Annotated in this window: 17 protein-coding genes; all 17 read left to right on the top strand. The window is 45.8% G+C overall.

Annotated features, from left to right (window positions below; translation table 11 throughout):
• The first annotated feature begins 17 nt into the window (after positions 1–17).
• The 17 genes from pckA (at position 18) to AC58QC_RS01965 (ending at position 23310) form a co-directional block, all read left to right on the top strand.
• Complete coding sequence (pckA, locus tag AC58QC_RS02045) at positions 18–1592, top strand: phosphoenolpyruvate carboxykinase (ATP) (protein WP_497413541.1); 1575 nt, start codon at positions 18–20, stop codon at positions 1590–1592.
• Between the two features lie 215 nt (positions 1593–1807).
• Entirely contained in the window at positions 1808–3601 is a 1794-nt protein-coding gene (locus AC58QC_RS02040; RefSeq protein WP_497413540.1) for a sensor histidine kinase, read from the top strand.
• A gap of 1 nt (position 3602) precedes the next feature.
• Positions 3603–5159 carry a response regulator transcription factor gene (locus tag AC58QC_RS02035; protein ID WP_497413539.1) on the top strand — a complete coding sequence of 519 codons (1557 nt, stop codon included), beginning with the start codon at positions 3603–3605 and terminating at the stop codon, positions 5157–5159.
• Positions 5160–5314: 155 nt separating this feature from the next.
• A complete protein-coding gene (gene iolD / locus AC58QC_RS02030) occupies positions 5315–7180 on the top strand; it encodes a 3D-(3,5/4)-trihydroxycyclohexane-1,2-dione acylhydrolase (decyclizing) (protein WP_497413538.1) in 1866 nt (621 codons plus the stop codon).
• Positions 7181–7201: 21 nt separating this feature from the next.
• Complete coding sequence (gene iolE / locus AC58QC_RS02025) at positions 7202–8110, top strand: myo-inosose-2 dehydratase (protein ID WP_497413537.1); 909 nt, start codon at positions 7202–7204, stop codon at positions 8108–8110.
• A 7-nt stretch (positions 8111–8117) separates the two neighbouring features.
• Positions 8118–9128 (top strand): 5-dehydro-2-deoxygluconokinase, encoded by a 1011-nt coding sequence (iolC, locus tag AC58QC_RS02020; protein ID WP_497413536.1) that lies wholly within the window; start codon positions 8118–8120, stop codon positions 9126–9128.
• A gap of 30 nt (positions 9129–9158) precedes the next feature.
• A complete protein-coding gene (locus AC58QC_RS02015; protein ID WP_497413535.1) occupies positions 9159–10604 on the top strand; it encodes a CoA-acylating methylmalonate-semialdehyde dehydrogenase in 1446 nt (481 codons plus the stop codon).
• Between the two features lie 32 nt (positions 10605–10636).
• A complete protein-coding gene (gene fba / locus AC58QC_RS02010; RefSeq protein ID WP_497413534.1) occupies positions 10637–11515 on the top strand; it encodes a class II fructose-1,6-bisphosphate aldolase in 879 nt (292 codons plus the stop codon).
• The gene (gene iolG / locus AC58QC_RS02005; RefSeq protein WP_497413533.1) at positions 11512–12552 is read left to right on the top strand and encodes an inositol 2-dehydrogenase; all 1041 of its coding nucleotides are present in this window, start codon (positions 11512–11514) and stop codon (positions 12550–12552) included. Before fba ends, iolG begins: the two co-directional genes overlap by 4 nt.
• Before the next feature lie 19 nt (positions 12553–12571).
• Positions 12572–13390, top strand: coding sequence for a 5-deoxy-glucuronate isomerase (gene iolB, locus AC58QC_RS02000; protein WP_497413532.1), 819 nt, complete (start codon positions 12572–12574; stop codon positions 13388–13390).
• A 75-nt stretch (positions 13391–13465) separates the two neighbouring features.
• Entirely contained in the window at positions 13466–14479 is a 1014-nt protein-coding gene (locus AC58QC_RS01995) for a LacI family DNA-binding transcriptional regulator (RefSeq protein WP_497413531.1), read from the top strand.
• A 307-nt stretch (positions 14480–14786) separates the two neighbouring features.
• Positions 14787–17183, top strand: a complete 2397-nt coding sequence (locus AC58QC_RS01990; RefSeq protein WP_497413530.1) for a glycoside hydrolase family 95 protein — start codon at positions 14787–14789, stop codon at positions 17181–17183.
• Between the two features lie 269 nt (positions 17184–17452).
• The gene (locus AC58QC_RS01985) at positions 17453–18418 is read left to right on the top strand and encodes an ABC transporter permease (protein ID WP_497413529.1); all 966 of its coding nucleotides are present in this window, start codon (positions 17453–17455) and stop codon (positions 18416–18418) included.
• A 45-nt stretch (positions 18419–18463) separates the two neighbouring features.
• Positions 18464–19336 (top strand): carbohydrate ABC transporter permease, encoded by an 873-nt coding sequence (locus AC58QC_RS01980; protein ID WP_497413528.1) that lies wholly within the window; start codon positions 18464–18466, stop codon positions 19334–19336.
• A 60-nt stretch (positions 19337–19396) separates the two neighbouring features.
• Positions 19397–21064: a type 2 periplasmic-binding domain-containing protein gene (locus AC58QC_RS01975; protein WP_497413527.1), complete on the top strand. Its 1668-nt coding sequence runs from the start codon at positions 19397–19399 to the stop codon at positions 21062–21064.
• 120 nt (positions 21065–21184) lie between these two features.
• Complete coding sequence (locus AC58QC_RS01970) at positions 21185–22264, top strand: Gfo/Idh/MocA family protein (RefSeq protein ID WP_497413526.1); 1080 nt, start codon at positions 21185–21187, stop codon at positions 22262–22264.
• Between the two features lie 26 nt (positions 22265–22290).
• The gene (locus AC58QC_RS01965; protein ID WP_497413525.1) at positions 22291–23310 is read left to right on the top strand and encodes a Gfo/Idh/MocA family protein; all 1020 of its coding nucleotides are present in this window, start codon (positions 22291–22293) and stop codon (positions 23308–23310) included.
• The last annotated feature ends 25 nt before the right edge of the window (positions 23311–23335 follow it).

Raw genomic sequence — 23335 nt, 5'->3', positions numbered from 1 at the left:
CACAACGAAGGGAATTGATGAGTTTGGAAGGCATGTTGCAGCAGTTGAAAATAGGTAAAATAAGAAATAATTTGCCCGTATCCCAGCTGGTCGAAATTGCATTAGAACGGAAGGAAGGGGTTCTTGCTTCCTCAGGAGCCTTACAAGTAAACACAGGGAAATATACCGGACGTTCCCCAAAAGATAAGTTCATTGTCCAAGAACCTTCCGTAGTGGAACACATTGATTGGGGGGCTGTGAATCAACCCATCTCACAGCTTCAGTTCGAGCGGCTCTACCAAAAAGCACAAGACTATATGTCGGATAAGGATTTGTTTGTATTCGACGGCTATGCCGGTGCGGACTCGGAGTACAGGTTACCCATTCGCTTCGTGAATGAATATGCGTGGCATAATTTATTTGTCCAGCAGCTTTTTGTTCGTCCAACACAGGAAGAATTGCAAACCCATTGTGCAGAGTTCACCGTGATCGCATTGCCGGGCTTAAAAGCTGATCCGGAAGTGGACGGTACGCGCTCTGAAACGTTTATCTGCCTTTCCTTTGAAAGGAAATTGGTTCTTATCGGAGGGACCGAGTACGCAGGAGAGATGAAAAAATCGATTTTTAGCGTTCTGAATTATTTGCTCCCTTTCCGGGACGTTTTTCCGATGCATTGTTCAGCTAATGTGGGCGAGAAAGACGATGTTGCTTTATTCTTCGGGTTATCCGGAACAGGAAAAACGACGCTTTCCGCTGATACAAGCCGCCGCTTGATTGGTGACGATGAACATGGTTGGACCGATCAAGGGGTCTATAACTTTGAAGGCGGATGTTATGCCAAATGTGCGAATCTATCCGAAGAAAAGGAACCTCAAATTTGGCAGGCTATACGTTATGGTTCGGTATTAGAAAATGTCGTTCTGGATCCAGAGACAGGCAGAGCGGACTATAACGATACTCGGACGACTGAAAATACGCGAGCCGCTTATCCAATTGATATAATTCCTGGTGCAGTCATCCCAGGGAAGGCGGGTCATCCGAACGTCATCATTTTCTTAACAGCGGATGCTTTCGGCGTGCTGCCTCCTATTTCGAAGCTGACGAAGGAACAGGCGATGTATCACTTTTTGTCAGGGTATACTTCGAAGTTGGCAGGAACCGAAAGAGGAGTAACGGAACCTGAGGCGACATTTTCCGCTTGCTTTGGAGCGCCTTTCCTTCCGCTCCATCCAACTGTGTATGCAAGACAACTTGGAGATAAAATTGATGAGCACCAAGTTAAAGTGTATTTGGTTAATACTGGGTGGTCCGGCGGTCCCTACGGTGTAGGAAAGAGGATGAACTTAACTTTCACCCGTGCGATGGTAACCGCTGCTTTGAATGGAAGTATCGAGCAAGCAACGTTTACGGCCGATCCGATCTTTGGAGTACTCTGCCCCGACTTTGTTGAGGGTGTTCCAAGCAATATTCTTGTTCCCCGTCATACTTGGCAGGATCAAGATGCGTATAAGAAGGCCGCTCTGGATTTGGCTGAACAGTTTACGCGCAATTTTGAGAAATTTTCCAATATGGAAAAAGAAAATATTACTTTATTAACTAATGGAAAACAATAGTTGAACAAATGAAGGGCTGCCGCGTGGCAGCCCTTCGTAAAAAAGGAAGTCAATCCAATCTATGGGCGAGGATCACACTTAAGGTGTGGTCTTTTTTTTTACCTAAATTTGCTACTATGCTCTCCATACCTAAAAAAATAGCGGGAATACGAATATTGTTGTTATAATATCGTCAAAGGATCGATCAATGATAAATAAACAAAGGGGTAAATGAGATGCTATCCTGGATTCGAAGTATAGTAGGGATTAATCGTAGCTTCAGGGTAAAGCTTATTCTCAGTTTATCCGTCATTATTTTATTAGCGTTTTGCTTGACGGGTTATTTAACTTATCGCTATAACTTAACGCTGTTTGAAGAAGAAATCAGTAAGCAGTTCACCAGCACGAATGATGAAGCACTGGCGAAGTTGGATCTCAAGGTGCAAGAGGTTGTTCGAGTTTCACAGACAGTGGTGTTTAATCCAGCCATAGAAAAGGTAATTTCTCGCCTTAATTTGAATGAAGACTCCGATGCCTTTAATCGCTATTATGATAGAAAGCTAATCGAGGATCAGATTTATCAACTCAAATCGGATGCTCCTTATATTACGGGGATGTATTTATACGACTTGACGGGGAAACCATCGTATTTCAGCTATACGACCTCCGCGATTAATGTGCCAGATGAGAAGGTGTACAAGGTGATTCGCGATAAGCTTAGCGACACTTCTGGTGATCTTGTGTGGATTAGCGTACCGATGGCTTCCTCTATTGAGCCAAGTGGGTTTAGAAATACAATTATTGTGTCAAGGTTTATGAAAAATAGTAATTTAACGACATATGGCGTACTTGTCATGGCTTTTGATGAATCCTTCTTCTCAGGTTCTCTCAAGGAACTGACGAAGGCAGGGCAGGGTATTGTTTATCTGTTTAATAAAAATAACGAGCTGCTATTTACGAATTCTCCCGTACAAGTTGATCAATTAGAACTGCTGCGAAATATGAATCATACGCAGCTATTGGAGAATCATTTGTATGTACAGAAACAATCTGAAGTGACTAATTTCAAACTAGTTAGTGGCACCTCGCTAACGGAGATTCAATCGCGGAGCCGAGATTTATTCAAGATGATCGTTTACTCTGGTTTGATTAGCATTCTGCTTGCTAGTGTATTAATTGTACTTTCCACGGGGATTTTTCTTCGTCCGCTCAAGGATTTACTGTTAGGTCTGCGCAAGGTGAGGTCTGGTGATTTTGATACACGTATCGAAGTCCGAACCCATGATGAATTGGCTTATATGGGGGAGAGCTTCAACGCAATGGCCGAGCAGGTCGGACGCTTAATTAAGGAAGTGTATTTGACGCAGTTAAGTGAGAAAGAGGCAGAGCTTAAAGCGCTGCAAGCCCAATTAAATCCCCACTTTCTGCACAATATGTTCAATGAAATTTATTGGAAGCTCTATTTGCAAGATGAAACAGAAACGGCAGCATTAATCGCTGCGATATCGGAAATGCTGAAATACTCGCTGATGCCTGTCCGAACACTGACTACAGTGAAAGAAGAGTTCCAGCAGGTTCGTAACTATTTGAAAATACAGAAAGAACTGTTCGAAACGGATTTGGAGACCATCATTCAAGTTGATGATGATGTTGCGGACGTTCAGGTAATGCGGTCGCTGCTCCAACCTTTAGTAGAAAATGTGTTTATGCATGCTTTTCGCAATATGGTGTCCCATAAGGTATTGCTCATCAAAGCAAGCAGCCGCGATGAATTTCTAGAAATTGATGTAACAGATAATGGCTGTGGGATGAATGAGAAGGCGATTTCTCAAATCTTGGGGGTTCAAGGTTCTTCATTGCCCCATCGTTCGGATGGACGAGAAAGTCTGGGTGTACGGAGTGTTGTGAGAAGGATCGAGCTGGTGTATGGAGCACCGTTCCGATTGGAAATTACAAGCATGCTGGGAAGTGGGACAACGATGCGTCTTATTTTGCCTCTTCTTCCTAATAACGAGAAAGGAGAACACTAGGATGAGAAGCGGACGAGTATTGATTGTAGAAGATCAATTGAATTTTCGAAAAGGACTTATTAAGATGCTGCAGGGTGGAGGCTTGGGCTGGCAAGTGGTCGGTGAGGCTGGCAATGGGCAGGATGCCTTGGCGATGTTAGAGGAGCTTCAGCCTGATTTGGTCCTTACGGATATTCGCATGCCCATCATGGATGGTATCGAATTCGTAGGACATTTACGTAAGAATTATCCCGATATGATTGTGATCATTCTGACAGGATACAAAAACTTCGAGTATGCGCAAGCAGCTGTTCGGCTGGGTGCGTTGGATATTCTAATTAAGCCATGCACCGAAGACGATGTACGCCAGATTATGAATAAAGCCTCCGAACGGTTTTATGAGCAATATGCGCACCAGCAGAAGCAGCACATGCAAGTGCAGCTGCAGCAAGACCAGGAGCTGCGCGCGGTATTGCTGGACCTCCCTTATGAGATGAGCACGCTAGCAAGGATAAACGGCGCATTGGCCGGTAAAGAATTATGGCTGCTGCACATGAATAATGAAGATTTGGCGCAAAAAGCGAATGGCAAAAGAGACATGAGCTTGTTTCAATTTGCTTTCTCCAATATTGTCGAAGAGCTGATGAAGAGAGCAGGACTGGATGCGCGGCTCTTATTAGTGGAACATGACACCTTCCTATTGGTGACGGGACTGCATCAGGTTGAAGAGAGTCTGCAAGATGCCATTCCAACGGCTTCCTTTGAATATTTGAAGATTCGCGCAGGTATGATATCCATGGGAATTGCTCCTTCGGCTAGTGAATTGGCAGAATTATATCTATTGACGAAGGGGGCGGTCTCCGACCCGATTGGCCTTCCAGCCGTGAGTGGAGGTGAGGCGGGATCCGGTGTTATGCTCTCACTGAATCAAGCGAAGGTTCGAGAGATGGAAGTTGGGCTCGTGTCGGCCATTCTCGTCGGTCAAGAGGATAGCTTACATGTCCTGTTGAATCGTGTCCTCGAGGACTTAAGAATCACTTCGCCGGAGGAAATGCGAATTGGCGCGTTGTCACTTTCAATTGCACTGCATGGGACCATACAGAAGCAATTCAATCCGGAGGATAACAACGCGTTAGCTAGACTTCCGAATGAAATGCCGCAGATTCATTGGACCACCAAGGAGGTAATGGATTGGGCGGCTGAGCAAGTGAAGCACTTCCTGCTCCAATTCAATCTGTGGCAAGCTTCCAAAAGTGATAATGTCATCGAGAGAGCCATTAAATACATCGAGGAACATTACAATGAGGAATGCCGATTGACGGATGTCGCGACGCATATTCATTTAAACCCAAGCTACTTCAGTGTCGTATTTAAGAAGGCTACTGGCGAAAGCTTTACACGCTTCGTTACCCGTGTTCGAATGGATAAGGCGGCATTGCTGCTTCGGAATACAGATATGAAAATATTTGAAATTGCCTGTGCCATTGGCTTTGACGAGCCAAACTATTTTACGAATGTTTTCAAACAGCAGTTCCAGATGTCGCCCAAGGAGTACAGGAGTGGCAAGACAACGCCTTAAGGGGACTTTTCTCTGAGGAATAACGAATTGAAAAAAGGCATTGCGAGTAAAAAGAAAATGTTGTATGATCGGATTAAGCGCTTAACCCTTAAAATGGGTGAGCGTTTAAAAATGAAAGATTAAGCGCTTAACCTCTGGTTGGAAGGGAGATTTACATGCGTACAATTCGACTTACAATGGCACAAGCACTACTTCGCTTTCTGGATCAACAGTACATTTCCATCGATGGACTTGAGACTAAATTCGTTAAAGGTGTCATGGGGATTTTTGGACATGGCAATGTAACTGGGATTGGAGAAGCGTTGGAGTATAGCGCAGGTGACCTTACGTATATACAAGGCAAGAATGAGCAGGGAATGGTCCACGCTGCAACCGCTTACGCTAAGCAAAAGAACCGTCAGCAAATCTATGCCTGCACAACCTCAATTGGGCCAGGCGCACTAAACATGGTGACGGCAGCAGCGACTGCGACTGTTAACCGTATTCCGGTTCTACTGCTGCCGGGAGATAATTTTTCTTCCAGACAGCCAGACCCTGTGCTGCAGCAGCTTGAGTACGTTGGCGATTACACAGTATCAGCAACGGACCCTTTCAAAGCAGTGAGCAAATACTGGGATCGGATCGTTCGTCCAGAACAATTGATTACAGCAGCTACACAAGCGATGCGAGTGTTAATGGATCCAGCCGAAACTGGGGCAGTCACGCTAGCCCTGCCGCAAGATGTTCAGGCAGAGGCCTACGATTATCCGGAAGCCTTTTTCGATAAGAAAGTTCACTATATGGATCGCCGCCCAGCGGCGAAGGAAGCTATCAAACGAGCAACAGCGTTATTCGTCGGCAAGAAGCGCCCGTTAATTATTGCTGGCGGTGGCGTTCTTTATGCGGAAGCGACGAACGAGCTAGCGGAGTTTGCAGAAGCATTCGGCATTCCCGTGGCAGAAACGCAAGCAGGGAAAAGCTCGTTGCCTTGGAATCATGTGATGCACGTCGGCGCAATTGGCGTGACAGGAGCATTGGCGGCGAACAAGCTGGCGAAACAAGCGGATTTGATCATCGGCGTGGGGACGCGGTATTCCGACTTTACCACCGCATCCAAATCAGCCTTTGCGAATGACGATGTGCAATTCATTAATATCAATATCAGCGGCTTCGATTCTTCGAAGCTAGGCGGTATCTCCATTACCGCTGATGCGAAAGAAGCGCTCAACTTACTGCGCGAAGCATTGACATCACAAGAGTATGCCTGCGGCTACGAAAAAGGTTACATAGCTGCTTTGAAAGATGAATGGGACCGTGAAGTGGACCGCTTATACCAAGCGGAATGTGCAGAGGGCTTTGCTCAAACACACGCGCTTGGTGTGATCAATGAAACGATTGACCCTTCCTCGGTTGTTGTTTGCGCTGCGGGAAGTTTACCTGGCGATTTACACCGTTTATGGCGTTCAACAGAACCCAAAACGTACCATATGGAATACGGCTTCTCTTGTATGGGATATGAAGTAAGCGGTGCCTTTGGAGCTGCATTAGCAGAACCGAAACGTGAGGTCTATGCAATTGTCGGAGATGGCAGCTACTTAATGCTTCACTCGGAATTAGTGACAAGCTTGCAAGAGGGTCAGAAATTCACAATCCTGCTGTTCGATAATCACGGCTTCCAATGCATTCATAATCTGCAGCGCAGTCAAGGAAGCGAAGGCTTCGGGAATGAATTCCGTTATCGGGAAGCGGGTACTCGAAAGCTGACAGGTGGCTATATGCCGATTGATTTCGCAGCACATGCGCGCAGCTTGGGAGCGAAGTCGTACAAAGCGAGCAATCCGGAAGAGCTCAAGTCCGCACTGCTTCAGGCGAGTAAAGAAACGGTGACGACCTTAATCGAAATTCCTGTCGTACCTGGAACGAACACAGGCGGCTATGAGTCCTGGTGGCAGGTTGGCGTACCTGAGGTTTCGGAGAGTGCCAAAGTGCTGGCAGCACATGAAGAAATGAAGAAAAACATTCAAGCGGCTAAACCCATCTAACGAAGAAAAGGTGATCTCACAATGGAAGAACTTCCGTTTAAGCTAGGCATTCATCCTATTAATTGGGTGGGAGAGGACGTCAAGGAACATGGCGCTGATACCACATTTGAACAGATCGTTGATGATATTCAGAAGCTAGGATTGACTGGAACAGAGATGGGGCGTAAATATCCGACTGATATTGACGAACTGAAGAAAGAGCTATCGGAACGGGGCATTAGTCTTGTGTCCCAATGGAAATCCGTCCTGTTCTCAGATCCTGCCTATAGAGAGCAAGAACTGGAGGCTTACCGCAAGCATGCGCAATTTCTAAAAGAAATGGGCAGCACGGTGATCTCTACCGCGGAAGTCGGGGGTTCGCTCCATTTTGACCCACGCCGCACACCGAATGAGAAAGAAGTGCTTCGCCTCGATGAAGCAGGCTGGCAGAGCTTAGCTGAAGGGCTGAATCGCGCTGGAGCTATCGCCCAAGAGTATGGTCTGAAGCTGACCTATCACCATCATGGTGGAACCGTTGTTGAATCACCGGAAGAAATCGATCGATTGATGGAGCTGACTGATCCTTCCTTGGTCTACCTGCTATTTGATACAGGACACACCTACTACGGCGGTGGAGATCCGTTGACCGTATTGCGCAAACATTACAACCGAATTGCTTATATCCATTTGAAAGACATTCGTCAAGTCGTACTTGATGAAGCACGCGCCGAGCAAGTTGATTTCGTAACCTGTATCCGCAAAGGTGTGTTTACAGTACCTGGGGATGGATGCCTTGATTTTGCACCGATTTTCAAAGAATTATTGGCTCGTGAATATACAGGATGGGCGATGCTCGAAGGCGAGCAAGACCCAGCAACACATAATCCTTACGAATATGCGAAAAATGCACTGAACTATATCCATTCATTACTAATTAAAGAAAGCAGGTAATAGGGCCATGACCTATGTGACTTTTCCGCAAGCGAAATCACTTGATTTTGTAGCAATCGGCAGATTATGTATCGATTTGAATGCGAATGAAATTCATCGTCCAATGGAAGAGACGATGACGTTCACGAAGTATGTTGGCGGGTCGCCAGCGAACATTACGATCGGCATGTCCCGTTTAGGAATGAAAACAGCTTTTATCGGCAAAATCGCTAATGATCAAATGGGTCGTTTCATTGCTACCTATTTGGAGCGTAACGCGATTGACACAAGCAATGTAGTAACAGATCGCACAGGCGCTGTGACAGGTCTAGCTTTTACCGAGATCAAAAGTCCGACAGATTGCAGTATCCTGATGTATCGCGATAACGTGGCTGATTTGAAGTTAACGCCTGATGAGGTTCAGGAATCCCTGATCGCAGGTGCGAAAGTATTGTTGATTTCCGGTACGGCTCTAGCTCAAAGTCCATCACGTGAAGCGGTGTTTCAAGCACTGAATTATGCGAAGAAGCATGGGGCAGTCATCGTATTTGATTTAGATTATCGTCCATACACATGGACATCGCCGGAAGAGACGGCTGTGTACTATAATCTAGCTGCTGAGAAATGCGATATCATTCTGGGTACTCGCGAAGAGTTCGATATGATGGAGAAATTTGAACATAATCCGGAAAAGGATGATCATATCACAGCTGCAAAATGGTTTGACTATTCAGCGAAGATTGTCATTATCAAGCATGGAAAAGATGGTTCTATCGCCTATACACCAGATGGTGTCGGTCATCGCGCGAAGAGCTTTCCAGCGAAGGTAGTTAAGACATTTGGAGCTGGTGATTCTTATGCTGCAGGATTTATCTATGGGGTTATGCAAGGTTGGACACTGGAGAAAAGTATGGAATACGGAAGCGCTGCTGCATGTATCGTAATTTCCAGCCATAGCTGCTCGGATGCCATGCCAACTGCTGCAGCAGTGGATGATTATATTGAACGTTGCAATCGCGGTGAAATTACGGCCTCGTAATAACTACTAAACATTAAAGGAGCAATAGATATGACACAGACATTGAAAAACTGGATTGGCGGCGAATGGGTCGCATCATCCTCAGCACAAACGGAGCCTGTTTATAATCCTGCAACAGAAGAGATTCTAGCTTATATTCCAATTTCCACAAAAGAAGAAGTAGATCAAGCGGTTCGTAATTCACAAGAAGCCTTTCAATCATGGAGCCGCACACCTGTACCGAAGAGAGCACGCGTATTATTCAAATACCAACAGCTCCTAGTTGATCACTGGGAAGAGCTTGCTCGCATCGTTACCAAAGAAAACGGCAAAAGCTACACGGAAGCTTATGGTGAAGTGCTTCGTGGTATCGAGTGTGTTGAGTTCGCCGCTGGTGCACCTACACTCATGATGGGCAAACAGCTTCCGGATATTGCTTCCAATCTTGAATCCGGTATGTATCGTTATCCAATCGGTGTTATCGGTGGAATCACGCCGTTCAACTTCCCGATGATGGTGCCTTGCTGGATGTTCCCGCTTGCGATTGCTTGCGGCAATACATTCGTATTGAAGCCATCGGAGCGTACACCTCACTTGGCTAATCGTTTGGCGGAATTGTTCCACGAAGCTGGTTTACCAGCGGGTGTTCTTAACATTGTTCATGGGGCACATGATGTGGTTAATGGTCTTCTTGAGCACAAAGATATTAAAGCTATTTCGTTCGTTGGTTCCCAGCCAGTAGCTGAGTATGTATACAAAACAGCTGCAGCTAACGGGAAACGCGTTCAAGCTCTTGCAGGCGCGAAAAATCACTCCATCGTCATGCCAGATGCGAATTTATCCATTGCGGTGAAGGAAATCACGAACGCTGCTTTCGGTTCTGCGGGCGAGCGCTGTATGGCATGCTCCGTCGTGGTAGCGGTTGGCGACGTAGCGGATACACTTGTAAGCAAGCTGCTTGAAGCGGCTGATGCGATTACGATTGGTAACGGAAATGATGAAGGTGTGTTCTTAGGTCCTGTTATTCGTGGCTCGCACAAGGAACGTACATTGAAATATATTGAAATTGGTGAAAATGAAGGCGCCATTATGGTTCGCGATGGTCGTAAAGACACTGTGATTGGTGGAGCTGGCTACTTCGTCGGACCAACGATTTTCGATCAAGTGCAATGCGAGATGAAAATTTGGGAAGATGAAATTTTTGCTCCCGTGCTTTCCATCGTTCGTGTTGAAACACTCGAGGAAGCCATTGAGCTTTCCAACCGTTCCGAGTTCGCGAACGGCGCATGCCTCTTCACGCAAGACGGCAGCAATGTACGTCAATTCCGTGAAAACATTGAAGCTGGTATGCTTGGCGTAAATCTAGGTGTACCTGCGCCTATGGCATTCTTCCCATTCTCTGGCTGGAAAAAATCATTCTACGGCGATTTGCACGCTAACGGTACAGATGGCGTGGAATTCTATACACGTAAAAAGATGGTAACGGCTCGCTGGTAACAGCGAGTTTCTTCCAGAAAGGAGAGAAGTTCATGGCTTTGGTCTCGATGAAAGATATGCTGCAGACGGCGTTAGAAGGTAAATATGCCGTTGGGCAATTTAATTTGAATAATCTTGAATTCACACAGGCGATCTTACAAGCGGCACAACTCGAACAAGCACCCGTGATTCTTGGTGTTAGTGAGGCTTACATCCCCTATATGGGTGGACTGCCTTGCATCGCAGGCATGGTGAAAGCATTGATCGAGCATTATGGCATTACAGTGCCAGTTGCCCTTCATTTGGACCATGGCAGCTCATATGAAGTATGTATCAAAGCGATTCACGCTGGCTTTACCTCGGTGATGATCGATGCTTCTCATCATTCGCTTGAGCATAATATCGAAGTTACGCGTCAAGTGACGCAAGCTGCGCATGTGCTTGGTGTTTCCGTGGAGTCAGAGCTAGGTCGAATCACAGGACGTGAAGATGATCTGGTTGTGGATGATGCAGATGGAATGTATGCGGTAGCTGATGACTGTATGAAAATGGTTCAGGAAACTGGCATCGATTGCTTAGCCCCTGCGCTTGGATCAGTTCACGGTCCTTATCGTGGACAGCCTAAGCTCGGTTTTGACCGGATGGCTGAAATCAGAGAACTGACGGGACTGCCGCTCGTGCTTCATGGGGGAAGCGGTCTGCCAGATGACGAAATTCGTCAAGCGATTGCGTGCGGTACAGCCAAAATCAATGTAAATACAGACAATCAGATCGCTTGTACAGCGACGATTCGTACTTTTTTGAATGACCATCCAGATGCCTATGATCCTAGGAATTATTTAATTCCAGCTCGGGAAGCCATCATTGCATCAGTGAGAGCCAAAATCCAGTTATTCGGAAGTGCAGGTAAAGCGGGAGGGAACGTAGGATGAAAAAGATCAGAATCGGTATTATCGGCACAGGCCGTATTGGTAAAATCCACGCAGACAATCTATTGCGGACGCCGCAAGTTGAAATTGTCGCGGTGAGTGATTTGTTTGCAGGTCCTGAATTAGAAGAATGGGCAGCTGCCCGCAACATCGCTATGGTTACAAAAGATAGCAACGAACTTATTAATCATCCAGATATCGATGCCATTTTCATTTGTTCTTCTACAGATACACACGTGCCTTTGATTCAACAAGCAGCGCGTGCGGGTAAACATATTTTCTGCGAAAAACCGATCTCTATGGATATAACGAAAACAGAATCAGCGATTGATGAAGTTAAAAAAGCAGGCGTGAAGCTGCAAATTGGTTTTAATCGTCGATTTGATCATAATTTCAAGCGTGTGCAAGAAGTGGTGCAAGGCGGGGGGATCGGCGATCCTCACATCATTAAAATTACTTCACGCGACCCGAATCCGCCTCATATCGATTATGTAAAGGTTTCTGGCGGCATCTTCATGGACATGATGATTCATGATTTTGATATGGCTCGATTCGTTTCAGGCAGCGAGGTTGAAGAAGTTTATGCGGTTGGGAATGTGCTGATCAACCCGGATTTTGCCCAACACGGCGATGTGGATACAGCGGTTGTGACGCTGCGATTCGCAAATGGCGCGCTTGGTGTGATTGATAACAGCCGTCAAGCTGTTTATGGCTATGACCAGCGTGTTGAAGTTTTTGGCTCCAAGGGCAGTGTCGTAGTTGCGAATGATCATCCGAATACAGCTGTGATTTCCACGGCTGACTCTATTGTGAGTGATAAACCTCTGCATTTCTTCCTCGAGCGCTATCAAGCGGCTTACGTTGAAGAAACGCAAATGTTCATTGATGCAATTTTGAATGATAAGTGTGTGCCTGTTAGTGGTGATGACGGCGTTCAAGCAGAACGGATCGCATTAGCTGCGAAGCTATCATCCCGATTGGGTCGGCCGGTGAAGGTGAGCGAGGCATTGGAGCTGCTTACACAAACCTCAATATCCTAGTAAGGGGAGGGACGAAACCATGTCCAAATTGATTGTAACGCCGGCAACTTCCCCGAATGCGGAAGGCAGCATCTTACAAGTGACGCCGGAATCGGCAGGCTGGCAATATGTTGGTTTTGAAGTTGTTAGGTTGGCTGAAGGAGAAACCTTGAGACGTGATACCGCTGATCAAGAAGTTTGCCTCGTTTTATTGAGTGGGAAAGCCGATGTTCGTACAAAAGAAGAGCAATGGCAGGGGATTGGCCAGCGCATGAGCGTGTTTGAGCAAATTCCTCCCTATTCTGTCTATGTTGCGAATAACGATAGCTACGAAGTGACTGCTGTTACCCCCCTAGAGATCGCTGTATGCGCTGCACCTGGTGCTGGGAATCATCGTACGCGGTTAATTGCTCCTGCGCAAGTAGGTGTGGAAACGCGCGGCTATGGTAATATCGAGCGTTTCATCCATAATATATTACCTGAAAGCGAGCCAGCGGATAGCCTGCTAGTTGTTGAAGTGTTTACACCGAATGGTCATTGGTCCAGTTATCCGCCGCACAAGCATGATCGTGACGCGCTTCCAGACGAATCCTTATTGGAAGAAACCTATTATTTCCGCGTTCAGCCCGAGCATGGCTTTGCCGTTCAAAGAGTGTACACGGATGATCGGTCACTGGATGAGACGTTAATTGTCAAAAATGGCGAAGCTGTGCTAGTGCCGCGCGGCTACCATCCGGTATCTGCACCTCCGGGCTATGATGTGTACTATTTGAATGTCATGGCTGGACCTACGCGGACATGGAAATTCCATAATGATCCAGACCATGCTTGGATCATGACCAAGCCAAGCGAGAAGTAAGTCGGTTGCAAGTTCCCGATAGCCCCGTCATAATGGGGGAATAACTGTATTCTTCAAGAAAAATGGGGTAGTAGGATGAAGGCAACCATTTACGATGTGGCAAGAGAAGCCGGTGTGTCGATTGCGGCGGTTTCCCAAGTCATGAACGGTAAAGGGAAAATAAGTGAAGAACGGCGCACTGAAATTCTGAAAGTGATGGAGAAGCTCAATTATCAGCCTAGTGTTATCGCTTCTGCACTTACGGGGAAAAAGACATATACGCTAGGACTGCTAGTCCCTGATATATCTAATCCGTTCTTTGCAGAGATCGCAAGAGCTGTTGAGGATCAAGGTCACAATTTGGGATACAGTCTTGTCATATGCAGCACAGATAATAAAGACGAACGCGTAGAACGTTACTTGTCCTTACTCCAACAGAAAAGTGTGGACGGCATGATTATCGGTACGGGGATGGACAATAAGGATATGTTCACTCCACTCATGGAGCGTGCGATTCCCGTTGTCATGATTGCCAGAGAGATGCCGGATTTCGCTGTGCATACCGTCGTTGTAGACGATTTTGTTGGAGGCACACTAGCCGCTAAGCATCTATTGGAGTTAGGTCATACACGGATGGCGATACTTGCGGAGCACGCCAAAGTTACCAGTAGCCGTGAACGGGTCAGGGGCTTCATTACCACATTGGAGGAAGCCGATATTCAGCTGCCTGAAGCACGAGTGCGTCATTGTCGATACACGGTTGAGGACGGTAAACGTGAAGCAATTGAACTTCTTGAGAAGCCTGTTGCCGAAAGACCTACAGCACTTTTCTGTTGTAATGATATGCTCGCGATTGGCGCCTTGCAGGCTGCGAAGCAATTAAAGCTTCGTGTTCCCGAGGATATATCTGTCATAGGATTCGATAATACAATTCTAGCTTCTGTGACAGATCCACCGCTAACAACTATCGCACAGCCGATTGAGCCTATGGGTAAGCAAGTAGTTGATCTGCTTATTCTGGAGCTGAAGAAGAAATCGCAAGCCAAGCAACGCATCGTGATGCGCCCGGAACTCGTCATCAGGCAATCCACAGCTGCTCCGGCAAGGTGATGTTTATTGAAGCGAAGACTGCTTCCCTTTTGGGGAGGCAGTTTTTTATCTTATAATTAGAAAGTTTAGGATTACGTTTCCGAAAACGTTAGTCCCTGCCACTCATATTTATGTTTCCACTGAATTGGATGCTGATTGTATCCCTCAAAAATTTGTTACTATTCTCCATCATGAAAATAGCTTAATATTGTGCAAATACATCGTATTAATAGACATATCCATTCGCATTTCCGCATTTTACAATAGGTAGGTAAATCATGAGGAGTAAATTTTATTAATAAAAAAGTAATTGAAGGGTTGAGGCGAAATGAGGCTTTTATATCAAAGTCCGGCAAAGGAATGGACTGATGCGCTACCAATTGGCAACGGTCGAATTGGTGCCATGATTTTCGGCGGAATCGAAGTAGAAAAAATTCAACTAAATGAAGATACGCTCTGGTCGGGGGGGCCGAAAAATTGGAATAACCCTCGTGCCAAAGAAGTGCTGCCGGAGGTGCGTCGTCTCTTGGAGGAAGGCAGATATGCGGATGCCGACCGAATGTGTAAGGAGATGTTGGGGCCATACACGCAATCATATTTGCCGTTAGGCGATCTCTCCATTGTATTTGAGCATGGGGACATCGCGCATTCGTATCGCCGAGAGCTGGATTTGCAGGAAGGGGTAACCCGCGTCGAGTACCAGGTCGGTAATGTTTTGTACACGCGAGAGATGTTCGCTTCCTATCCCAGTCAGGTTATCGCTGTGCGTCTGCATTCCAGTCAAGTCGGATCGCTAAATTTTACCGCGCGTCTGGATAGCCAACTGCGTGTTAGTATGGTCCATGAGAACGGTCAATGGATCATTCGTGGAAAGGCGCCGGTGCAGGTGGCGCCAAGCTATTATCGTGTTGACCAACCGATTGTATACGAAGATCAAGAGGACGGAGAGGCGATGTCTTTCGAAGGTCGGATCGCGGTTGTTTCGGACGACGGTTATATGCATGCAGACCAAGCCGGTTTGCATGTTCGTGGAGCCACGAGTGTGACGCTTTACTTCAGTGCGGCTACGAGCTTTAATGGCTTTAATCGTTCTCCAGGCAGAGAGGGCAAGGATCCGGGAGCGATCACGAAAGCTTACCTAGCAGAGGCGATGCAGCATTCTTATCGCGAGCTTCGCGATGATCATGTCAACGACTATCGCAGCTTGTTCGATAGAGTCAGCATTCATCTGGGGAAGACCATCAGCCCTGCAGATCTGCCGACAGATAAACGGATTTCTGAGTTTGGTGCTCAGGATCCGGGCTTAGTAGAACTATTATTTCAGTATGGCCGGTATTTGATGATCGCCAGCTCACGCGAGGGTACGCAGCCAGCTAACCTGCAGGGGATTTGGAATAAAGAGACACGGCCACCGTGGAGCAGCAATTATACATTGAACATCAATACCGAGATGAACTATTGGCTCGCAGAAACCTGCAATCTACCTGAATGCCATCAGCCGCTGATCGAATTTATCGAAAATTTGTCAGTTAATGGAAAGATGACCGCGGAGATCAATTACGGTGCTCGCGGATGGACGGCGCATCACAACTCAGACATTTGGGCTCAAAGCGCACCCGTAGGCGATTATGGACACGGCGACCCGGTTTGGGCATACTGGCCAATGGGCGGCGTCTGGCTTTGCCAGCATCTGTGGGAACATTACGCGTTTGGCAGAGATAAGGCGTATCTTAGCGAGAAGGCGTATCCGATCATGAAGGAAGCCGCTCTGTTTTGTTTGGATTGGCTGATTCAGGATCAGGATGGATATCTTGTCACAGCCCCTTCCACGTCGCCGGAACATAAATTTGTCGCTAGCGACGGTAAGAAAGCTTCTGTAAGCGCAGCATCGACGATGGACTTATCATTGATCTGGGATTTGTTTACGAATTGCCTCGAAGCGGCTGAAATTCTTCGTGTAGATGAGGCTTTCAGGTCCGAGCTCAAGTTGGCGAGAAGTAGGCTGCTCCCTCTGCAAATTGGACGACACGGCCAGCTTCAGGAATGGTATCGGGATTTCGAGGAAGAGGACTTGAATCACCGTCACGTCTCTCATTTGTTCGGGGTGTATCCGGGCCGCCAAATTAATGAGGAGGTCACGCCTGATTTGTTAGCGGCGGCGCGAACGACTTTAGAGCGGCGCGGGGACGAGGGGACGGGCTGGAGTCTCGGCTGGAAAATAGGATTATGGGCCCGTCTCCAAGACGGCGATCGCGCGCTTCGGCTAATCTCCAACATGTTGCAACTCGTGAAGACGGACAACTGGAGACCGCAGAAGGGCGGCGTTTACGCTAATATGTTTGGTGCGCACCCGCCTTTCCAAATCGACGGCAATTTTGCCGCTACAGCCAGCATATCGGAATTGCTGCTGCAGTCGCATAAAGGGTTTCTGCACTTGCTGCCAGCGCTTCCCGAAACGTGGACTTCCGGCACTGTGACCGGGTTGCGAGCGCGCGGAGGGTTCACGGTCAGTCTGCGGTGGGACAGCGGCAGTCTGAGCGAAGCGGGGATCGTTTCTTTGAACGGCGAACTGTGTACGGTTTATTCTCAAATGCCGGTGCAGGTTTTGGATGAGGACGGCCGACAAGTTACTATTAATTCATTGGAACACTCAGGTTGCATTACGTTCGCAACATTTGCTGGATCTAGGTACAAGATCGTACCCCAATCGGGTTCCAACGATTGAGAATAGTTACTATTATTAAAGCAGTTTGTCTGAGGTTTACATGCTTGAGGTAAAGGCGAACTCCCCTAAGAGGTATCGGGGGAGTTCGCCTTTTGTGCGCTTGGCAGCGCGAGGACAAATTCTAAAGCAGGTTTGTGAGACTTTTATGTGGGAAAATCAGTTAGTAATAACCCAATGAATTTATAGTTTCTTCTATAATATTTTAAGGGTTTTTCCTATGAAAACTTATATTATAGGTTTATATCATTGAAGTGAGGAGTGAAGCAAACATGAATGGGAATATTATTAAAACTCCTGACATCCAGCTTAACAAAAGCGAACTAGATGCCTTGCGATTAAAACGACGAAGAAGGCTGAAACAGAACATTCCTTTGTTTATCATGCTGGTTCCTGTAATTGCTTACTATATTCTATTCAAATACTGGCCTATGGGCGGACTTGTTATCGCTTTCAAAAACTATAACTTCGCAGACGGAATTTTAAACAGTCCTTGGGTGGGACTGAAGAACTTCAAGATTTTATTCTCTAGCTCCAATACGCTCCAAATTATGTGGAATACGTTTTGGTTGAGTTTTCTGAGTTTGATCTTTGGATTCCCAATGCCGATATTCCTTGCTATTTTGCTGAATGAGGTTAGGAAATCTTGGTTTAAACGATGGGTACAAACGATCGTTTATCTCCCTCATTTTTTTTCTTGGGTTATTGTTTCCGGAATTGTCTTATCTCTATTCGCAACGGATTACGGTTCGATTAATAAGGTGCTTGCCTTATTCGGTATTGAACCAATTAACTTCCTCTACGAGTCCCAATCATGGTTAGCCATTTTCGTGGGATCGGGAATTTGGAAAGAAATGGGATTCAGCACCATCATTTACTTAGCAGCACTAACGACCATTGACCCCTCGCTTTACGAATCGGCTGCCATGGATGGGGCTGCAAAGTGGCGGCAAATGTGGCACGTAACGATTCCAGGCATTCGGCACACGATCATCTTATTGCTCATCTTAGCGATGGGTAAGATTATGGAAGTAGGATTTGACCAAGTATATAACCTACAGAACGCTGGGGTTTCGGATGTGTCGGAAGTTATAAGTACTTATATTTATAAAATTGGTTTGGGCAATGCACAGTTTAGTTTAACAACAGCAATGGGATTTTTTGAATCTATCATTAGTTGTAGTCTAGTACTTATAGCTAATCGGATCGCGAAGAAATTCGATCAAGCTCTCTTCTAGAATCATGTATACATCAAGTTCAACATCGGTGGAAGGAGGATTTGTATGAAAGCGACAAACGGAGAAAAAATATTTTATGCAATCAATTATTTAGTACTCGGATTAATCGCCTTAACTTGCGTTCTGCCATTTATTCATATCATAGCCCTGTCGCTAAGTGAGCGATCGGCAGTTGAATCGGGTCATGTCTTCTTCTGGCCTGTGGGATTAGAGCTAACAGCATATAAAATTTTCTTCCTCGCCAGCCCGGCTTGGAGTGCTTTTAAAAATAGTGTGATCATCACGGTGGTTGGTGTGGGGTTAAGTTTATTAGGTACCATATTAGCTGCGTATCCGTTATCAAGATCTTATTTGATAGGTAGACGCTATCTGGTTCTGGGCATGGTGTTCACCATGCTGTTCTCGGGAGGGTTGATTCCCACATATCTCGTGATTAAGAACATGCACCTAATTGACTCCTACTGGGCTTTATGGCTTTCCGGATTCATCAGTACTTACAACATGCTTCTTATGAAAAGTTATTTCGAGAATATCCCATATGAAGTGCAGGAAGCTGCACGGATTGATGGATGTAACGATACTTCGCTACTTATTCGTATCATCTTGCCTCTATCGCTTCCGATGTTGGCTACGCTCGCTTTGTTCTATGGGATTGGCTTCTGGAATTCGTTTATGAACGTTCTCATGTACATCAATAAAAGTGAGATGATGAACTTAACTGTTGTTGTCCAAGGGATGCTGTCGAAGAATGATTTGTTGAACTCTCCTACGCTTAATTTGGAGGAACAAGCATCCGTTGCAACGGAGATGGTGAAAGCTGTCGGTGTTGTTGTCATGGTTGTACCAATGCTGGTAGTATATCCATTCTTGCAAAAATATTTTGTCAAGGGCGTTATGCTAGGCTCGGTTAAAGGGTAATGAAACAGGTGTTCCCGTTTTTCAAAACGTTATTATAAAATTTGTAGGGGGAAAATGCACATGAAAAACAAGAAACTCGTGCTTGGAATGTCAGTAGGCGTAGTCGCATTAGGTGCAACATTAGTTGGTTGCAGCAACGACAAGAAAGAAGTAGCATCATCATCAACAAAGCCTGCCGCTGAAGCACCAGCTAAACGCGGAGAAGTTTCGGTCTCCATCTATGATCGTGGAGGCGTACCGGCTTCGGAAGGCACTTATGAAGAGAATCGTTGGACCAAGTTCATTAACCAAAGTGGACCAGAGAATGTGAAGTTCGTCCCAATTCTTCGAAGCGATTCTACGAAAAAAATGAACGTTCTGTTTGCTTCCGGTTCCGCTCCGGATATTATCAATGAGTATAATACTCCGTTTAGAGGCAGTTTGTACGATCAAAAACAATTAATGCCGATTGACAACATCTTGAAATATATGCCTGAATACCAGAAATTATTGACCCAATATCCGCAATTGAAAAAAGTGGGAACAAAACCAGATGGCAAGCTTTACGAGATTGGTAAGGTAAAAGAAGCGACCCCTGCGCATGTACTTTACATTCGTACCGATTGGTTGAAAAAGCTGAATCTAAATATGCCGACAACAACGGACGAATTATATAATGTGGCGAAAGCGTTTGTAGAACAAGATCCGGATGGCAATGGCAAGAAAGATACGTACGGCATGAATATGAGTACGTATTCGGAGCAAGCCATTAATGAGATATTCGGCGAAAGTTCTTCATTAACTTTGCTGGCTTGGGATATTAAGGACGGCAAAGTTGTCCGTGCGTGGGACAAAGAACAGGCGTCCCTCACGTTTAAGAAGAAACTTTATGATGGTGGCATTATCGATAAAGACTATATCAATGATAAAGACGGCAATAAGGCGAAACAGGACTTTCTTAATGGTAAAATCGGAATTTATGTCCAATTTTCTGGCAGTATCGGTGGTCTAGACTTACCTACATTGAAGAAAAATGTACCAGGAGTGGAAATTGCTCCATTAGGCTATCCAAAATCACCGATGGGAACATTCACTGGCGCCATCGATAATCCGATTCAGATGACAACTGTTGTGAACGCAAAAGCGAAGGATCCAGAAGCAGTTGGTCGCTATCTTGACTTTATGATGAAGCCGGACAATGCTCGGAAAATGATCTTCGGAGAAGAAGGAACTCACTGGAAGAAAGCAGCAAACGGTTGCCCGCAAGTCATAAATGCAGATAAGTCGAAAAATGAGGTTTCTTACGCACTAGACTATGCAATGTTCTTCTCATCAGGAGTAGACAAATGTAACTATACCTTGAGTGGGATTAGTAATCCTGATGTGAAGCCTGATGATAAGATTAACATGGAAATGTATAAAGTTGTCCAACAGATTTACTTCGATCCAGCAAGAGAGTATCCAGGGATTACGCTAGGGGATCATATGCCAGTGTATCCTGCTGATCTTCAAGTCATTAATACAACAATTCTTAAAGAGAAGAATGATCTCTTCGTTAAAGCCATCCTTAGCGGTGCTAAATACACGCCAGAGCAAGCAGTTACCGACGCAAAAGCGGCTTGGGATAAAGCAAACGGCAAACAGCTTGAAGATTTCATGAACAAATGGTATGCAGAGAATAAAAATACAGCTTTCCTAGCTAAAGATGCGAAAGAAATCGTAAAACAACAAATGGAGTTTGTGAAGTAATAGTACCTTTGAGAAGCTGGATATCGATTACGGTTGCCTGCGTATGCAGGTAGCTCATCGACATCCAGCATCTTCTTTAAATACGTAGATAATAGCTTTACATCATGGGAGGAACTTACAGTGAACAAAGTAAAAGTAGCCATCATCGGATGTGGCGGAATTGCAACAGGGAAACATTTGCCTAGTTTGAGCAAAATTGAGCAAGTCGAAATTATCGGTTTTTTTGATATTTTTCCTGCAAGTGCACATAAAGCAGCAGAGAAGTTTGGCGCACCTGGAGCCAAGGTATATGACGATTACCGCGAATTACTCGCAGATCCAACAATTGATGTCGTTCACGTTTGTACACCTAATGATACACATGCAGAAATCTCAATTGCTGCTTTGGAAGCAGGCAAGCATGTGATGTGTGAAAAACCGATGGCCAAAACAGCGGCAGATGCACGCCGTATGGTAGAAGTAGCAAAACGTACAGGTAAGAAACTAACGATTGGCTATAACAATCGTTTCCGTGCAGACAGTCAACATTTGAAACGAGTTATTGAAGATGGCGATTTAGGTGAAATTTATTTTGCAAAAGCGCACGCTATTCGCAGACGTGGCGTTCCCACATGGGGAGTTTTCTTGGATGAAGAGAAACAAGGCGGCGGGCCGCTGATCGATATTGGTACACATGCGCTCGATCTAACGCTATGGTTAATGAATAACTATGAACCTAAGGTGGTGCTCGGCACCGCTTATCATAAACTTTCACGTAAGGAAAATGCGGCAAACTCTTGGGGTCCTTGGGATCCAGCGAAATTTAAAGTGGAAGACTCCGCCTTTGCCATGATCGTCATGAAGAATGGCGCAACGATTATGGTGGAAGCGAGCTGGGCACTGAATACCCTGGATACCAAAGAAGCGAAAACGACGCTTTGCGGTACCGAAGGCGGAGCCGATATGCAGGATGGCTTACGCATTAATGGCGAAAAGCATAGCCGCCTCTATGTGAATCAAATGCAGTTTGAGGCGAAAGGCGCTGATTTCTACGAAGGTAAGAAAGAAACGATGCAAGATAAAGAAATTCGTTTGTGGATCAATGCCATTATCAATGATACAGAGCCAGTCGTAACACCAGAACAATCCTGTGTCGTTTCGGAAATTCTTGAAGCTATTTATGAATCGAATAGAACCGGTAAAGCTGTCTATTTCGACTAATTCCTATGAAAAGAGGCAGTTGAATCATGATTAAAGTAGCGATGTTGAGCTTTTGGCACGTCCATGCCAAAGATTATGCACGTCTAGCTGCCGAACACGCAGAGACCGAAATTGTAGCGGTTTGGGATGAAGACCAGCAACGAGGACGAGAAAAGGCCGAGGAACTCGGGGTCATCTTTTACGCAAACTTAGATGCGCTTTTGAGCAATCCTGAAATTGATGCTGTTATCGTGGGTACACCGACGAATAGACACCATGAAGTTATTATTGCAGCTGCTAAAGCGGGTAAGCATATATTCACGGAAAAAGTCGTGGCTACCACCACGAAAGAATGCCGGGAAATACTTGCCGTCGTTGAGGAAACAGGAGTCAAGCTAACGGTATCTTTACCGCGTCTGTACATGGGCTTTACACAAGCAGCGCTAACTTATATCCGTGAAGGTTATCTGGGCACTTTAACAACGGTTCGTATTCGACTTGCTCATAATGGAGCGCTGCGAACAGAGAAAAATCCAGATGGTGCACTCCCATCCCACTTCTTTAACTTAGAACAAACCGGTGGAGGAGCCCTCATGGATCTAGGTTGTCATCCAATGTACTTGGCCCGGTTATTTCTCGGCTTACCGGAAAGTGTTAGTGCCAGCTTCGGCTATATAACTGGGCGTGAGGTTGAAGATAGTGCAGTGGCTACTTTGCGTTATCCTAACGGTGCATTAGGTATTGTTGAAGCTGGTTTTGTGAACAGCTATTCACAGTTTGATATTGAAGTCCAGGGAACAGAGGGTAACCTTATGTATTCCCGAACGGATGATAAATTACGCATTCGCAGTTCCAAAATGACAGGTGAAGCGGCAACAGGCTGGCAAGTCGTAACTGATTTACCTAAACTGCCGTCTGCCTTCGAGCAATGGGTATCCCATATTCAGCATGGAACGACTGCCACAGAGAACATTGAGCTCGCCTTTGATTTAACTCAATTGATGGAAGCATCGACCCTTTCAGCACGTTATGGTGCTGCTATTAAACTGATTGACCTTTCAGAATAACACAGTTTCCCCAAGGAAAGGCCAG

The sequence above is a fragment of the Paenibacillus sp. J22P51 genome, assembly GCF_059692215.1.
The sequence above is the reverse complement of the archived record's forward strand: the minus strand, read 5'-3'. Positions and strand labels throughout refer to the sequence as shown.

Coding starts and splice junctions, on each gene's coding strand:
- pckA (WP_497413541.1), top strand. CDS start 18: ATGAGTTTGGAAGGCATGTTGCAGCAGTTGAAAATAGGTAAAATAAGA.
- AC58QC_RS02040 (WP_497413540.1), top strand. CDS start 1,808: ATGCTATCCTGGATTCGAAGTATAGTAGGGATTAATCGTAGCTTCAGG.
- AC58QC_RS02035 (WP_497413539.1), top strand. CDS start 3,603: ATGAGAAGCGGACGAGTATTGATTGTAGAAGATCAATTGAATTTTCGA.
- iolD (WP_497413538.1), top strand. CDS start 5,315: ATGCGTACAATTCGACTTACAATGGCACAAGCACTACTTCGCTTTCTG.
- iolE (WP_497413537.1), top strand. CDS start 7,202: ATGGAAGAACTTCCGTTTAAGCTAGGCATTCATCCTATTAATTGGGTG.
- iolC (WP_497413536.1), top strand. CDS start 8,118: ATGACCTATGTGACTTTTCCGCAAGCGAAATCACTTGATTTTGTAGCA.
- AC58QC_RS02015 (WP_497413535.1), top strand. CDS start 9,159: ATGACACAGACATTGAAAAACTGGATTGGCGGCGAATGGGTCGCATCA.
- fba (WP_497413534.1), top strand. CDS start 10,637: ATGGCTTTGGTCTCGATGAAAGATATGCTGCAGACGGCGTTAGAAGGT.
- iolG (WP_497413533.1), top strand. CDS start 11,512: ATGAAAAAGATCAGAATCGGTATTATCGGCACAGGCCGTATTGGTAAA.
- iolB (WP_497413532.1), top strand. CDS start 12,572: ATGTCCAAATTGATTGTAACGCCGGCAACTTCCCCGAATGCGGAAGGC.
- AC58QC_RS01995 (WP_497413531.1), top strand. CDS start 13,466: ATGAAGGCAACCATTTACGATGTGGCAAGAGAAGCCGGTGTGTCGATT.
- AC58QC_RS01990 (WP_497413530.1), top strand. CDS start 14,787: ATGAGGCTTTTATATCAAAGTCCGGCAAAGGAATGGACTGATGCGCTA.
- AC58QC_RS01985 (WP_497413529.1), top strand. CDS start 17,453: ATGAATGGGAATATTATTAAAACTCCTGACATCCAGCTTAACAAAAGC.
- AC58QC_RS01980 (WP_497413528.1), top strand. CDS start 18,464: ATGAAAGCGACAAACGGAGAAAAAATATTTTATGCAATCAATTATTTA.
- AC58QC_RS01975 (WP_497413527.1), top strand. CDS start 19,397: ATGAAAAACAAGAAACTCGTGCTTGGAATGTCAGTAGGCGTAGTCGCA.
- AC58QC_RS01965 (WP_497413525.1), top strand. CDS start 22,291: ATGATTAAAGTAGCGATGTTGAGCTTTTGGCACGTCCATGCCAAAGAT.